Origin of the sequence: Cystobacter fuscus, from assembly GCF_002305875.1 — a bacterium.
Lineage (GTDB): Bacteria > Myxococcota > Myxococcia > Myxococcales > Myxococcaceae > Cystobacter > Cystobacter fuscus_A.
Genome location: NZ_CP022098.1, coordinates 5,748,884 through 5,763,770, shown reverse-complemented (window position 1 = coordinate 5,763,770; position 14,887 = coordinate 5,748,884). Strand labels below are relative to the sequence as shown.

Below are 14,887 nucleotides of genomic sequence, written 5' to 3'. Positions count from 1 at the left end.
CACAAGTCTCGTGGGAGTGTTTGCTCACGGGGACGCGTCAGCTGACGGGGCGCTGGAGGGACTGAAGCAATTCCAGTGCCTCGGTGACGGCTTGCCAGACCTGCATCGCCTTGAGGCTTTCCTCACCACTCTGCAGTGTCCGCTTGGCAACGCGTTCCAGGGGCGCCAGGGCATTCTCCACCAGGGTCAGCTGCCGCCCCAGGTCCGGTGACAAAGATGTCACGGATGTCACGGCCGCGCGTTGCAGGGCCTGTGCCGGTGGGGAGACCACCGCCGCGGGCACCGGGCGATCCGCCATGGTCTTCACCGCCAGTGTGAGCTGTTCCATGACCGGACCCAGGTCCACCGCCGGCGCGGGCGCCACCGAGCGCTCGGCGAGCGCGCGGAGGACCTTGGCCAGGTGTTGCAGGTAGGGCGAGAGATCCGTCCCCGGGGGCACCTGCACCACGGGCGCGGGAGACTCCTTGCGCGCCAGCTCCAGCATCGCCTCGCGCAGGGCTTCCAGCCGCGGCGCCATCTCCGCCACGGGGTTGGCTCCCGGGGAGCTCCGCGCGCCCTCGGCCGCGAGCACCACCGCGTCGCGCACCGAGCCGAGCTGCTCCTCGATGGCGCCGAGCTGACCCGTCACGCGCGCCACCGGATCATCCTCCTTGCCGCCCATGCGCTTGACGCGCGCGAAGCCCTGCTTGATCTCCTCCCAGCGCGCCGCCTGCTCCGGCGACAGCCGCCCGCGCAGCTCGCGCAGCTTGAGCAGGTTCTGCTCCGCCGCGGTGGTGAGCGTCTGCGACTCGCCCTGGTAGTGGTCGTCGATGAGCCGCTCCAGCTCCTCGTCCGTCATGGCGGCCACCACCTTCTCGGTGACCTTGCCCATGTTGCGGTAGGAGCCCTGCAACTTGAAGGGAGGCTCGGTGCGGAAGCGCTCGTCCTGCGCCGCCGAGGCGATGTACTGCAGGTTCACCTTGAGCATCACGTCCTGGACGCGGAAGAGCCGCTGGAAGATGGCGACGATCTCCTGCAACTCCGCGGCGGCATAGCCATAGGACAGCTCGCCCGTGGGAACGTCCTCGCCCCGGGCCATGCGGATGAGCTTGTGGATGTCCGCGGGCTCGCGCGTGGCGAGCGGCGCCAGGGCCGCGTTGGAGGTGAGCGCGTTCTCGATGTAGCTCAGCGCGAACAGGTCCTGCTTGCCATCGAGGATGTCACCCAGGTTGTAGGTGTCCGCGCGGTTGGCGAGCATGTCTGGGATGCGGAAGCGATCGCCCGTCTCCGTATAGGGATTGCCCGCCATCACCACGCAGAACTTCTTGCCGCGCAAGTCATAGGTGCGCGTCTGGCCATTCCACACGCCCTCCACGCGGCGCTGGCCGTCGCACAGGGAGATGAACTTCTGGAGGAACTCGGGATCCGTGTGCTGGATGTCGTCGAGGTAGAGCATCACGTTGTTGCCCATCTCGAAGGACAGGTTGATGCGCTCCACCTCCTGGCGGGCCGTGGCATTGGGGGCCTCGGCCGGATCCAGGGACTTCACCGAGTGCCCGAGCGCCGGGCCATTCACCTTCACGAAGGTGAGCCCGAGGCGGCTGGCCACGTACTCCATCAGCGTCGTCTTGCCGTAGCCCGGAGGCGACATGAGCAGCAGCATGCCCATGCGATCCGTGCGCTTGTTCTCCCCCGCCGCGCCGAGCTGCTTGGCGAGGTTGGCGCCGATGAGCGGCAGGTACACCTCGTCGATGAGCCGGTTGCGCACGAAGGAGCTGAGCACCTTGGGGGTGAACTCGTCCAGACGCAGACGGCGGCGCTCGCGCTCCAGGAGATCTCGCAGCAGCCCCCGGTAGGCGTGGTACGCGGGCACGCGCACCTGGCGGAAGGCGCTCAGGCGGGAGAGGAACTCATCCAGCCGCAGCGCCAGCTTGCGCTCGTGCACCCGCGGGTGCTGGCCGAGCAGTCCCGTCACCTCGGCGGACGTGAGGGCCCCGGCCACCTCCCGGTCCAGCTTGCGCTCGGTGAGCAGCAGCACCGCGGCCTCCACCGCCACGTGGGCCGCCGCGCCCGGTCCACCCTCGCGCCGCGCCAGGTACGCGTCCACCCAGGCGCGCACCACGCGCAGGCGCTCGGGGAGGCTCTTCTCCAACCCGCGCAAGTCGTCCTCGAACGCCGAGCGCGTGCCCGCGCGATCCAGGTGCGAGAGCAGCGCGTCCTTGACGGCCACCGCCTCGCCACTGGTGGTGAAGCGGGGCCGCTCCCCGCCCAGCTCCTCCACGAGGTAGCGCCCGGCGAGCCGCGCCTCCGAGGGGCCGGGCGTCACGCCCACCGCCGTGAGGAAGGCGCCGATGCGCTCGCCGGCCTCGTCGCCGAGCACCAGCAGCTCCGCGCCCTCGCCGAAGGCCGCGCGCAGGCGGTGCAGGCTGCGGGCCCGGCGATGCAGGAGCGCCTTCTCCTCGTTCTCCCCACCCAGGGCCCAGTACAGCGCGGCCCAGGCGCGCGGCGTGGGGGCGAAGCGCAACAGCCCCGCGCCCGTGTGCATGGGCAGCAGCTTCTCGAGGATGGCCACCGCGTCCGCGTCGTGGATGCCCCGCTCGTAGCCCTCGTCGTACTTGTCCGCCGAGTACGCGCGCACCTTCTCCAGCAGCCCGCCCGGCTCCAGCGCCGCCTGCCGTAGCGCCGCGAGATTCACCCCTCCCCTGCCCTCCTCCGCGTCCAGCAGCACCTGCGCGGCGAGGTACTCGGCGCGGTACACCTCGGGCGTCTCGGACACGAGGTGCTGCTCCCACAGCTCGCGGTACTTCGCCAGCTCGGGGTCCTCCAGCTTCTGGGCGTAGTCCGTGCCCGTCAGTTGCAGGGAGAGCGCGCCGTCGCGCGGCACCAGCGTCAGGTCCAACGTCTGGGTATTGACGTTGAAGCGGTGCTTGCCGAACTTGATGACGGGAGCGCCCGAGCCCTCCTCGTACAAGTCATTGCGATCGCGCAGTGCGCGCAGGGCGTCCTGGCGCGCCGTCTTCACGCGGCTGAGCACCTCGTCCGCGCGCACGCTGTCCTGCAAGTCCAGGAGCTGCTGGGCGAGCTGCCGCAGCTTGAGCACCATGGAGTCCGAGGCGAAGTAGGCGTTGAGCTCGTCCTCGGCCTTGAAGGACTTCGCCCGGCGGTTGACTCCGGTGAGGATGCGCTCGGCGGCACCGAAGAGGTTCTGCGCGCGGCGCTGGCGCTCGTCCACCAGGGCCTGCTTCTTCTGCCCGAAGGCCTCCAGCAACTCCTCGCGCTTCTGGGTGAGCTGGCCGAGGAACTCGTCGAACTCGCCGAAGCGCCCCTCCATCTCCTCCAGTTGCACGGTGAGGCGGGAGAGGCCCTCGTCGCACTTCTCCGGCGAGTCCGCCACGCTCAGCGCGCTCTCCACCGCCTGGCCGAGCAGCTTGAACTGGGCGCCGAACTCGGCCCGCTTCTCGCGGCCCACCAGCTCCTTGCGCCGGGCGCCGAGCCCCGCGCGCACGCGGTTGAGGCGGCTGAACAGCTCGGAGATGCCCTCCAGGATGCGCGCGCGCGCGAGTGGATCTCCCACCTGGAGTCCGCCCACCGTCTCGCTGAGCACCTCCAGTCCCTTGCCCACCTGCTCGATGTCCTCGCCGAGCGGGGCCAGCTCCAGCGTCGTGCGCACGGGCTCGAGCCGGGCCAGCAGATCATCCAGGCGCGTGGCGAGGGGCCGCAGCGCCTCGTCGCCCTGGAGGAAGCCCACGGCGTCGGCGCTGACCCGGTCCGTCTCGGAGATGACCTGCTGCTCGAGCGTCTCCAGCCGGGCCACGTCGATGTAGCGCACCTCCTTGAGGGTGATGAGGTGGCCGCGCTGCTTGCGCAGGTCCGACAACGCCATCATGAAGCCCTCGGCGTTCTGCAGCTCCTCGGGGCGCACGCGCAGGAGCATCTGCTCCTGGGCCGCGAGGGCCTCGGCGATGGCGTCCTCGGCGCGCTTGCGCAGGGCGAGCACCTTCTCGAACTCGTCGATGATGAGCTCGGAGGTGCGGCGCAGGGACTCGATGCCCTCCTTGAGCCGCGTCTCCTCGTGGCCGAGCCAGTAGAAGGCGTCGAGCATGCGCGAGGCGGCGGCGGCCAGGTCCTCGTAGGTGCGGCGCGAGGGCTTGTCCGAGCGGGCCAGCCGCACGAGCGTCAGCGCGTCGGAGATGCCGCGCACGAGCTCCGCGTTGCCCACCTTGCCGAGGTAGCCGGGCGCGGGAGGCATCTTCGCGGCGTGCTCGGCGGAGACGAAGGGCGTCTGCCACACCTGCATGGGGTGCACACGCGTGGGCTCGTTGGACGTCGTGCGGAAGACGACCATGCGCCCGTCCGCGAAGAGGCTGAAGCCGTGGCACTGCAGCGGGTTCTGCACCTCCTTGCGCACGAGGTTGTACGGGAAGAGCACGTAGGAGCCGTCGTCGCCGCGGAAGAAGACGTAGAGCACGTCCTCGCCGTTGGGCGAGCGGATGGCGCGCTTGAAGCGCAGTCCCTCGCCAATGCCCTCGAAGACCTTGTAGTCGCCCGTCTGGAGGTAGTAGCCGCCGGGGAAGACGATGCCCTGGTCCTCGGGGAGGCGCACGCACGCCTGGCCCACGGCGTCGATGCGCACCACGTGCTGGGTGCGGGTGTTGAAGACGAGGTAGCGGTGCTTCTGCTCGCGGAAGGGCAGCACGCGCAGGAGGATGAGTCCCCCCACCTTCGCGTAGGCGAACTCGGCGTCGTCCAGCGACTGATCCGGATCGTCCACGGGCTCGCGGTAGATGCCCTGCCCGTCCGCGGTGTTGTTCTCCACCTTGATGGTCAGGTCGCCCTTCACCGTCTCCACGAACACCTGATCCAGGATGTTGACGTGGGGGTGCTGGCCGAACACGTAGTTGTCCCGCGTGGCCACCGTCCATTCGAAGTCATGGGCCGCGGGGAAGACGTGGTCGCGATCGCCCTGGTTGTCCAGGTAGGTGGCGTTGCCCTCCACGTCGAGCGAGAAGCGGAAGACCTTGATGTCGCGCTCGGACTGGCCCGTCTGGAAGATGGCCAGCAGCCGCGACTCGTTGCGGCGCAGTTGGATGAGCCGCGCGTCCTTGTAGTACTTGTAGAGTTCCCCGAAGTCCTTGACGAAGCGCGGATCCACCAGGAAGCCGCCGGCCTCGGTGGGGGGCACCTCGGAGAAGTCGAAGCCCTCGGCCGTCTTCTCGAACTTGTGCAGCGAGAAGACGTCCGCCACGGACGTGCCCTTCTTCAGGCCGATGAAGACGTTGTAGCCGAAGAGCAGGTACTTGCCGACGCCGACGATGTCGCGCGCCACGCAGTTGTTCTCGGTGCGCACGCGCTCGTTGCCGATGACGGTGAGCTCGGTGCCACCGAAGAGCTTCTTGCGCCGCTCGTTGAGTTCCGCGGCCTGGGTGCCAAGCGCCTCCGCCTGGGTGAGCAGGCGCGCGCGGATGACCTCGTAGCTGCCGCCCTCCAGCGTGGCCTCGCCAGCGGGGGTGGGGCTTTGTGTTGCCATCGTCAGTTCACCGGAAGAAACGGAGAGTGGGTGCGTCGAACCGCGGACGCCGCGCCCCGGAAACACGGAGGGCGCGGCGCCAGGTCATGCTCGGAGGAGGCGGGCCGCGTCTCAGCCCTGGGTCCGCTCGGGAGCGGAGGCCCGGACGGCGGGCTCGGACTCGACGAGCGACTTGAGGTTGGAGGCGGCGGCGGTGGTGGGCGCGGGCGCCATGCGGTGCAGCAGCGCGGCCATGGCCAGGTTCTGCGCGTCGCTGGTGAGGCCCGGCTTGGAGAGGATGTCCTTCAAGTCGGCGGACAGGTCCTTCTGGCCATTGAGGTAGCCGGCGAAGGCCTGCTTGAGCGTCTCGCTCTGGTCGAGCGCGCCGTCCACGGACTGGCCCACGGAGATGGCCTTGATGAAGCGCTCGAAGAACTGACCGTCGCCTCCGACGATGTTGATCTTCGCATGGCCCATCGTCTCGGCGAGCACCTTGGCCTGGTGCTCGGCGATGTCCTTGCGCACGTTGATGGCGGCGAGCTCCACGTCGCGCTCCTTCTGCAGGCGCAGGCGGAACTCCTCGTGCTCGCGCGTGGCGCCCTGGAGCGCCTTCATGGACTCGGCCTTCTCGGCGAGGCCGCGCGCCTCGGCGAGCAGCTTCTCCTCGATGGCCTTCGCCTCGGCGAGCAGCTTCTCGCGGGTGGCGATGGCCTCGGCCTCGCCGCGCTTCTGGATGGCGTGGGCCTCGGCCTCGCCGATGCTCGCGCGCGCCAGCCCCTTCTCCTTCTCACCCGCCGCCTCGGCGACGAGCTTCTCGCGGGCGATGGCGGCCTCGGCCAGACCCTGCTTCTCGATGACGGAGGCCTGCACCAGGCCCTGCTTCTCGAGGACGGCGGTCTCCGCTTCCTTCACGCGCACCGCGGCCAGACCCTGCTTCTCCTGGGCGAGCGCATCCGCCTCCTTCACGCGCGCGGCGGCGAGCCCCAGCGCGGCCTCCTCGGCCTGGATGCCCTCGGACAGACGGATCTTCGCCTTGGCCGTCAAATCGGAGGCCTGCAGCTCGGCCTCGGCCAGGGTGAGCTTCTCCTTGGCGGTGAACTTGGACACCTCGTTGCTGGCCTCGGCGGCCTTGATGTCCTTGACGAGCTTCTCCTGGGCCTGGGCCTCGGCGGTGATGAGCAGCGCGTCCTTCTTGCGCGAGGCCTCGGCCTTCACGCGCAGGTCCTTGATGCGCTCCTCCTCCTCGGCCACCGTCTTCTCCACGGCGATGCGCGCGCGCACCACGTCGGCGATGGCTTTCTTCTCCGCCTCGAGCTGCTTCTCCTTGCCGATGCGCGACAGCTCCACCTCGCGCTCGCGGTTGATGGCCTCCAGGGCGCGGTCCTTCTCCACGCGCTCGGACTCCACGCCCACCACGCGCTCGCGGTTCTTCTGGGCCACTTCCACCTGGCGCTGCTTGTTCTGATCGTTGATCTGGACTTCTTCCTCGGCCTTGATGCGCGCGAGCTGCTGCTTGGCGTACTCCTCGCTCTTCACGCGCTCGGCCTCGGCCGTCTCGCGCGCCTGGATGGACTCGATCTCGCGCTTCTGCTTGGCGGCGGCCTCGGTGCGCTGGCGCTCCAGGGCGAAGATGGCCTCGTCGGCCTCCACGTTGCGCTTGGTGATGGCCATGCGCTCGCTCTGGCGGAACTCGTTGGTGTGGACGTTCTGGACGCTGGTGAGCTCGGTGATCTTCCGGATGCCCTGGGCGTCGAGGATGTTGTGCTTGTCGAGCATGTCCACGGGCGTCTGCTCGAGGAAGTCGATGGCGCAGTCCTCGAGCATGTAGCCGCTCAGATCCTTGCCGATGACCTGGACGACCTGATCCTTGATGGCGTCGCGGTGCGTGTAGAGCTCCTCGAAGTCGAAGCTCTTGCCCACCGTCTTGAGGGCCTCGGAGAACTTGGCCTCGAAGAGGTGCTCGAGCGTCTGCTCGTCACTGGCGCGCGCGCAGCCGATGGACTGGGCCACCTTGAGCACGTCCTCGCGCGTCTTGTTCACCCGGACGAAGAAGGTGACCTTGATGTCCGCGCGGATGTTGTCCTTGCAGATGAGGCCCTCCTTGCCGCGGCGGTCGATCTCCACCGTCTTCAAGGAGATGTCCATCACCTCGGCCCGGTTGATGATGGGCCACACGATGGAACCAGTGAAGGTGACGACGGGCTCGCCCTTGAAGGGGTTGATGATGAGCGCGCGGCCCTGGTCCACCTGCCGGTAGAACCTGGAGACAACGAACGCGGAGCAGAAGAGGAAGAAGAGTCCTCCCGCGATTCCGGAGGCGACGATTGGCAGTTCCATGTCGGTGCTTTTCCCGAACGAAGTAGACCGGGGGGCTTCTGTGAAGACGCGGCCGGTTCCCCCTGAAACGACTCCGGCGCGGTACGAAGAAAGGAAGAAGAAGACGGGCGGGCTAGCGGGTGCGGACCCTGTCGCGGGCCATGGCCGCGGCGGTGAGCGGATCCTTCAGGTGCTCGATTTCCTGGGGCAGGAGCCAATCCACGGGCTCCACCTCGTAGGCGTCCCGGGTGGCGTCGTAGGCGAGGATGAGCGCCTTCTCCCCGCGCTTGAGCTCATTGGCCTTGTCACACACGATGTTGAGGATGAGGCCGGCCCCGCCATCCTCGACGGTGGCGTGGCCGAAGCGCCCATCCACCCGGCCACTGGCGACGACACACACCCGGCCCATCAGCTCCGCGCGGCGCGGGGCCTGCTGCACGGCGAAGAGTGGACGCAGGGGCCGCACGGCGAATCCCGCGAGCACCGCCCCCACCCCGAGGCACAGCGCGGCCAGTCCTCCCGTGACGAGCACCCCCGGAAGCGCGCCGAGCAGCGTCTGGAGCGGACGGCCCACGGCCAGCGACAGCAGCCAGGAGAGGAAGACGACGAAGCTCACCGACACCGTGGTCGGCACCCCGCCGAACCCGAGCACATCCAGGAAGGAGCCATGGGAGTGCCCCTCCAGGGCCGCCTTGGCTCCGCCCTCGACCGCTCCCTTGGCGCCTCCCTCGAGGGCACCGCCCACATCGCCGTCCAGCACGTCGATGCCCACGGCGCCCACGATGACGGTCAGCCAGTAGCCGACCACCACACCCAGGGGGATGGTGAACAGGACGGTGGGAAAGGCCAGGATGGCGGCCAGGAAGTCGGTCATCTCACCCAGCGAGAAAGAGGTGGCGGGAGCTTATTCCAGGAACCGTGGATCACGAACCACCCCCGGTCGATTTCCACGCCTCCCCGCCTGCCCTCCGAGTGAAGGAGGGACGCATTGACGCGACGCTCCCGGCTGCACAGCCATGAAGGAGGCCGCGTGCACGGCACGTGACCGGGGAGCCGTGACGCGGACATGACGCACATCGAGCGATTGCAACAGGTGGGTATCCACCGGGTGGGCAGTCCCCAGCGGGGGTTCCACTACCGGACGGCGGACGGCAAGCGCGTGCCCGCGAAGGAAGTCGAGCGCATCGAGGCGCTGAAGCTGCCTCCGGCGTGGAAGGACGTGCTCATCAGCCCCGCGGGGACGTCGCGGCTGCAGGCCATGGGCAAGGACAGCGCGGGCCGGTGGCAGTACCGCTACCACGAGTCCTTCACCCGGCGGCAGGAGGCGCGCAAGTTCGAGCGCATCGTGGACTTCGCCCGGGCCCTGCCGAAGCTGCGGCGGCGCGTGTCACAAGACCTGCGCAAGCGGGGGCTGGGGCGGGATCGGGTGATGGCGTGCCTGTTGCGGATCCTGGGCACGTGCTTCATCCGCCCCGGCAGCCAGCAGTACGCCGAGGAGAACCACAGCTACGGGCTGGCCACGCTGCGCTCCCGGCACGTGAAGCTCAAGGGTGACACGGTCATCTTCGACTTCCCGGGCAAGAGCGGCCAGCACCAGCACCGCGAGCTGAAGGATCGGCAGGTGGCGCGGGTGGTGCGCGAGTGCATGAAGGTCCCGGGGAGGGATCTCTTCAAGTTCGTACTGGATGACGGCCTGGTGGTGGACGTGCGGCGGCGCCACATCAACGAGTACATCCGCGAGATCATGGGCGAGCGCTACAGCGCGAAGGACTTCCGCACCTGGGCGGGCACGCTCATCTGCGCCTGCGCGCTGGCACGGGCCAAGGAGCGGGTGGCCCGGGAGGCGGGCGCACGGGGAGTGAAGAAGTCCATGGTGGCGGCGGTGAAGGAGGCCGCCGAGCACCTGGGCAATACCCCGGCGGTGGCACGCGCCTCGTACATCTACCCCTCGGTGCTGGCGATGTTCGAGAAGGGGCACGTGGTGGAGCGCTACTTCGAGTCGGTGGAGGAGCTGGCCCAGCAGGAGAAGCCCGGGCTGCACGGGGCGGAAAAAGCGCTCCTGGAGATGTTGGGGGGCTGCCAACGGCCCGCCGTGTAGACTGGGCCCCATGGACGACACTCCCTCGGTGCTCGATGTGGAGCAGATCTCGCGCTTGCGCGAGCTGGGACAGGAAGACGCGGGTGAGATGTTGCGGGGGATGTTCCAACGCTACCTCGAGAGCATTCCGCCCCAACTCACGCGCATGCGCGAGGCGCTCGCCGCGGGCAACACGAAGGTGCTGGTGAGCGAGGCGCATGGGCTGGCGGGCAGCAGCGCCGTGTACGCCCTGCCCCGGCTGCGGCACTGCTGTCTGGCGTTGGAGACGCACGCCCGGGAGCAGCGGCTGGACGAGGCGGGCGCCCTGCTGGACGCGGTGCAGCGGGCCTTCGAGGAGGCCGGCCCGCTCGTGATGGCCGAGCTGTCCGCCCGCTGAGGGGCCGGCCGCTCACGGCGGTGTGTCCCGCGCGTCAGACCTTCCGGCCTATCAGGACGCCCGGGATGGAACCCAGGATCGCCGACAGTGCGCCGAACGCCCACCGCTTCTGCTCGGCATCGCCGCGGAGCGCGAAGCCCAGGGCCAGCAGGAACAGGATAATGAACATGACGGCGAGCAACCGCAGGACGGTGCGCGCCTGCCACCGCCGCTGCATGCCATCCCGGCGGGCCTCTTCCAGACGGAGCTTCAATTCCTGCTCGCTCTCCCGCTGGGTGAGTTGTATCTGGTACCTCGAGAGCAGCTCGGTGGGCATGACGGACCACGGCGGGGGCGTCCGTTCAGCGGGCGCCGGGTCGATCACTGGGGCGTTGGTGGACAGGCCTCCACGCACCACTTCTTGCCTCTCGGGGGACGGCCTCGAGTGTGTGCGCAGGAGCATGGCGGAGCCTCCTGCGTCGGATTTCCATGCGACATGACGTGCTCTCCTTCCTAGTAAGACTCCCCTCCCTTCATAAGGAGAGAGTGATGAGGGATGGGGTGTGATAAGCCTTGCGCGGAGCTTCGTTCATGAACCCGGTTTCCCCTCCCGGTCCCCTGCCGAAGCCAGTTTCAGCGGCTCAAGCCGCCTCGTCGGCGGACGGTTCATCCTCGCCCTCGCCCACCATCACCCAGGGCGGGAAGGGATCCTCGAGCTGGCTCCAGGCCGTCGGGCCCAGGGCGAGCTCCTCGTCGGTGAGCAGGCACTCCTCGAGCGCCCCGCGCAGCAGCGCCTGGTCCACCTGGCGGGTGATGAAGACGAGTTCCTGTCGCCTGTCTCCCCAAGGCTCCCGCATGTGCTGCTCGAGCTCGGCGCGGACCTCGGGCTCCTCGGGCCACTCCTCCCGGGGCACGGCGTCCCACCACAGCCCCGCGGGCTCGAAGGAGCAGGCCCCACCCGCCTGGGCCCACACGCCCGTCACCTCCATGCGAGTGGCCAGCCAGAAGAACCCCTTGGAGCGCAGCAGGCCCTTCCAGCTCCCGTGAATGAACTCCCACAGCCGCCCGGGGTGGAAGGGACGGTGGGAGCGCAAGACGAAGCTCTCGATTCCATAGGCCTCGCTCTCGGGAATGGCCTCGCCGCGCAGCGTCCGCGACCAGCCGGGAGCACGCTGGGCCTTCTCCAGCTCGAAGAGCCCCGTCTCCAGCACGTCGGACAGCGCGACCCGGCCCTGCTGGACACGCACGAGCCGTGCACCCGGATTGAGCTGGCGGAGGATGGACTCCAGCTCGCCCACCTGCTCGGGTGACACCAGGTCCGTCTTGTTGAGCACCAGCACGTCGGCGAACTCCACCTGCTCCACCAGCAGATCCACCACCGTGCGCTCGTCCTCCTCGCCCGCGGCGAGCCCCCGCGCCCGCAGTTCCTCGGTGTCTTCCCAGTCCTTCAGGAAGTTGAAGGCGTCCACCACCGTCACCAGGGTGTCCAGCCGGGCCACGTCCCCCAGGCAGCGGCCCTGCTCGTCCGCGAAGGTGAACGTCTCCGCCACCGGCATGGGCTCGGAGATGCCGGTGGACTCGATGAGCAGGTGATCGAAGCGGCCCTCGCGCGCGAGCCGGCCCACCTCCACCAGCAGATCCTCGCGCAGCGTGCAGCAGATGCAGCCGTTGCTCATCTCCACCAGCCGCTCGTCCACACGCGACAGCGAGGCCCCACCCTTCACCAGCCGGGCGTCGATGTTCACCTCGCTCATGTCGTTGACGATGACGGCGACCCGGCGGCCCTCCCGGTTGTTGAGCACGTGGTTGAGCAGCGTCGTCTTCCCCGCCCCCAGGAAGCCCGAGAGCACGGTGACGGGCAGGCGTCCATCCCTCATGGCTCGCCCTCCCGGTACAGCACCTGCTCGAGCGGGTCGTCCGTCCTCTTCCTGGTCCAATGGCTTCCGGGCATGGCGGGCACTTTTAATGCCACCCCCATGCATATGCAACCCGGTTGCATGTAGTAATGAGGGACAGAACCCGGGAAGGGCGGAGCCGCGGGAGCTAGGCCCGCTTCTGGGCTTTCTGGGCGGGTTGCCGCGCCGCCTTCAATGACAGGTTCGTCTGCTTCACCTTGAGGAGAAGCGAGAGGAGCGTCTCGGCCTCTTGATCCGTCAGATCCGCCATCGAGTGATTGAGGTTGTCGCGGGCGATCACGAGGCCCTTGGTCGCCACGAGGCGCCCTTTCTTCGTCAGCTTGAGCGTGTAGGCCCTGCGGTCCCACACGTCGCGCTCCCTCGTGATGAAGCCGAGCGCCTCCAGCTTGTCGAGCAGACGCGTCATCGCACCGGAGTCATAGTCGATCTTGGAACAGAGGATGGACGCGGACGCGGGCTCGGGCTCGGTGTCGCACTGCAGAATGGCCACGAGCACACGCCACTGCGCGAAGCTCACCGAGAGGGCATCCTTGAGACGCGCGTCCAGGTCCTCGTTGATGAGCTTCGCGAGCTCGTTGAGCAGGTAGCCCACGCTTCGCTCGATGCTGTAGTTCTTCTCGTTGTAGTACGGCATCTGGGTTCCTCTCTGGTGGCGACTCACTCGAGCTGAAGGCCGCAGTCGCTGCACGCGCCCGCGACGAGCGGGGCGGCCGTGCCGCACGCGGGGCACGGCAGCTCGCCGTCCTCCGGTATCTCCCGGGGGGCCTGGTCCTCGGGGAGGAGCCCCTCTCGGTGGAGGCTGTCCAACCAGCGCTGTTGGAGCAGGCCGGCGACCCGGGGGACGTCCTCGGGACGCACGAGCACCTGGAACTTCGGGGAACAGCTCGGCTTGCCACACGCCTCGCGGTGGACGAAGGCCGGCACGTCCTCGGCCAGGCAGGCATCCACCAGCTTCCGGGCATCCGCGAGCTGCATCTCCGCGCACGGCACCACTTCCGCGTCCGCCAGGACCTTCTCTGCTTGGTGAGGAGTCATCGGCCACAGTGAAGCGCAGCCAGAGGCACCCGTCCATGCCCTCCCGCATGTCCCTCCCGGACGCCATAGCAGCCTCCGCCATGCCGGTGAGCAGGCATGCTTCCAGGATCCCCGCGCCCCACGCGAGAAGTCCCTGGGCGGGGCGAACCCGTGGAGTCGAGTCCCCCCGACAGCACGGCGGAGAAGGAGCCTGACAGTTGGCGTCCCCGGGAGCCGTGCCGAAGTTGGCTCCAGGAACGCCTCACGCGACTCACATACGAGGGGAACGAGACCATGGACGCCATCGAACTGTTGACGCAGCAGCACCGCGAGGTCGAGGAACTGTTCGAGAAGTTCGAGAAGACCGGCGAGGGCAAGGAGGAGTTGCTGAGGGCGCTGTTCGTGCGTATCGCGGACAACCTCGCGGCGCACGCCACCATCGAGGAGAAGCTCTTCTACCCCAGCGTCTACGTCGGGCCCACGGCGGACAAGCTCCAGGAGGCGGTGGAGGAGCATCTGTCGGCCAAGCGCGTCATCGCGGATCTGCTCGACATGGAGCCCTCCGACGCGCAGTTCAGGGCGAAGGTGAAGGTGCTCCAGGATCTGGTCGAGCATCACGTCGAGGAAGAGGAGAAGGACCTCTTCAAGCAAGTGAAGAAGCTGCTGACCAAGGAGGAGCTGAGCGTCATGGGCGAGCAGCTCGAGGCCATGTTCTCCGAGCTCATCCAGACCCAGCCGCGCATGCAGGTCCCCCGTGAGATCGGCGAGGCGGCGCCGCTGAGCTGAGGACTATCGCGTCTCACTCAACCAGCGGCGCACCTCGTCGAGGTACTCGCGCGGCAAGGCGTGCCCGCTGTCGAAGGCCTTGCGCGCCTTGCTCTTGGACGGCGCGGCCTCGAACAGCGCCTGGCTGTTCTCCGCCGTGGAGAACGGGTCGCGCGTCGCGGTCAGCAGCAGCCAGGACTGATGAATCCCGCCCATCCGGTTCACGGGCGCGGCGTCGCCCAGCACGGGGTCGACGTGCGGTGGTACCATCGTCACCAGATGCGTGACGCGTGGCTCGCGCGAGGCCAGCAGGAGCCCCACCTGGGCGCCCATGCTGTAACCCGCGACGAGCACCCGCGGTGGCTTGCCCCCGGCCAGCACCCGCGCGAGGAGCGCCCGCGCATCGCGCACGGTGTCCACGATCATCGCCTGATAGGGCGCGGTGTCCCCGCCGTGCGCCCGCTTCGCGAGCTCGCCGGGCCGCGCGTCGGGAGTCGCCCGTGCCCCGTGCCGCCTCGCGTCCATGAGGTAGACCCGGTAGCCGGAGCGTAACAGGTACTCCGTCAGCGCCCCGCCATACGTGGGCGCGGCATCGGACAGCCAGTCCTCCTTGTTCCGGGTGAGGCCGTGCAGGAGGACGGCCACGGGCGGATTCGCGGCGTCCCCTTCCGGTTCCAGCACCTGTACGGCAATCCGTTCCCCATCCTCTGCCTGGACCTCCATCGGCACGGCGGGGCGGGCGGCATGGGCCACGGAGGTGGACAGGAAGCAGAGACCCAGCAAAAGCAAGCGCGTCATCGCGGTACTCCTCCTCGAAAGAGGGCACCCACACTGCCAACGCACGGGTCAACCCCGCGTCAATCACGCGTTGACACTCGTTTGACACGGCCGCTGGTACCCTCCTCGCTTGCGTCCGGAACAGGAGTCCGGCGCTCCCT

At 68.6% G+C, this 14,887-nt stretch carries 11 protein-coding genes; 3 read left to right on the top strand and 8 right to left on the bottom strand.

Annotated features, from left to right (window positions below; genetic code table 11):
- Positions 1–37: 37 nt before the first annotated feature.
- The 3 genes from CYFUS_RS23455 to CYFUS_RS23445 all read right to left on the bottom strand — a co-directional run bounded on the left by CYFUS_RS23455 (position 38) and on the right by CYFUS_RS23445 (position 8,675).
- A complete protein-coding gene (locus CYFUS_RS23455; protein ID WP_095987257.1) occupies positions 38–5,506 on the bottom strand; it encodes a DNA repair ATPase in 5,469 nt (1,822 codons plus the stop codon).
- A 111-nt stretch (positions 5,507–5,617) separates the two neighbouring features.
- On the bottom strand, positions 5,618–7,822 hold the full coding sequence (locus CYFUS_RS23450) for a hypothetical protein (protein WP_095987256.1): 2,205 nt from the start codon (positions 7,820–7,822) through the stop codon (positions 5,618–5,620).
- A gap of 112 nt (positions 7,823–7,934) precedes the next feature.
- On the bottom strand, positions 7,935–8,675 hold the full coding sequence (locus tag CYFUS_RS23445; protein ID WP_095987255.1) for a hypothetical protein: 741 nt from the start codon (positions 8,673–8,675) through the stop codon (positions 7,935–7,937).
- 192 nt (positions 8,676–8,867) lie between these two features.
- On the opposite strand from CYFUS_RS23445, the gene CYFUS_RS23440 reads away from it, so the two are divergent.
- Both CYFUS_RS23440 and CYFUS_RS23435 read left to right on the top strand, forming a co-directional pair.
- On the top strand, positions 8,868–9,899 hold the full coding sequence (locus CYFUS_RS23440; RefSeq protein WP_095987254.1) for a DNA topoisomerase IB: 1,032 nt from the start codon (positions 8,868–8,870) through the stop codon (positions 9,897–9,899).
- Positions 9,900–9,909: 10 nt separating this feature from the next.
- Complete coding sequence (locus CYFUS_RS23435) at positions 9,910–10,275, top strand: Hpt domain-containing protein (protein ID WP_095987253.1); 366 nt, start codon at positions 9,910–9,912, stop codon at positions 10,273–10,275.
- Between the two features lie 34 nt (positions 10,276–10,309).
- On the opposite strand, the gene CYFUS_RS23430 is transcribed toward CYFUS_RS23435, so the two are convergent.
- From CYFUS_RS23430 to CYFUS_RS23415, 4 genes are all read right to left on the bottom strand, one after another.
- The gene (locus CYFUS_RS23430; RefSeq protein WP_157758608.1) at positions 10,310–10,591 is read right to left on the bottom strand and encodes a hypothetical protein; all 282 of its coding nucleotides are present in this window, start codon (positions 10,589–10,591) and stop codon (positions 10,310–10,312) included.
- 304 nt (positions 10,592–10,895) lie between these two features.
- Positions 10,896–12,131 (bottom strand): zinc metallochaperone GTPase ZigA, encoded by a 1,236-nt coding sequence (zigA, locus tag CYFUS_RS23425; protein ID WP_095987251.1) that lies wholly within the window; start codon positions 12,129–12,131, stop codon positions 10,896–10,898.
- Positions 12,132–12,297: 166 nt separating this feature from the next.
- A complete protein-coding gene (locus CYFUS_RS23420; protein WP_095987250.1) occupies positions 12,298–12,804 on the bottom strand; it encodes a MarR family winged helix-turn-helix transcriptional regulator in 507 nt (168 codons plus the stop codon).
- Positions 12,805–12,827: 23 nt separating this feature from the next.
- On the bottom strand, positions 12,828–13,205 hold the full coding sequence (locus tag CYFUS_RS23415; protein WP_095987249.1) for a hypothetical protein: 378 nt from the start codon (positions 13,203–13,205) through the stop codon (positions 12,828–12,830).
- Between the two features lie 273 nt (positions 13,206–13,478).
- On the opposite strand from CYFUS_RS23415, the gene CYFUS_RS23410 reads away from it, so the two are divergent.
- On the top strand, positions 13,479–13,970 hold the full coding sequence (locus CYFUS_RS23410; protein WP_095987248.1) for a hemerythrin domain-containing protein: 492 nt from the start codon (positions 13,479–13,481) through the stop codon (positions 13,968–13,970).
- Between the two features lie 3 nt (positions 13,971–13,973).
- On the opposite strand, the gene CYFUS_RS23405 is transcribed toward CYFUS_RS23410, so the two are convergent.
- Positions 13,974–14,747 carry an alpha/beta hydrolase gene (locus tag CYFUS_RS23405; RefSeq protein WP_095987247.1) on the bottom strand — a complete coding sequence of 258 codons (774 nt, stop codon included), beginning with the start codon at positions 14,745–14,747 and terminating at the stop codon, positions 13,974–13,976.
- Between the last annotated feature and the right edge of the window lie 140 nt (positions 14,748–14,887).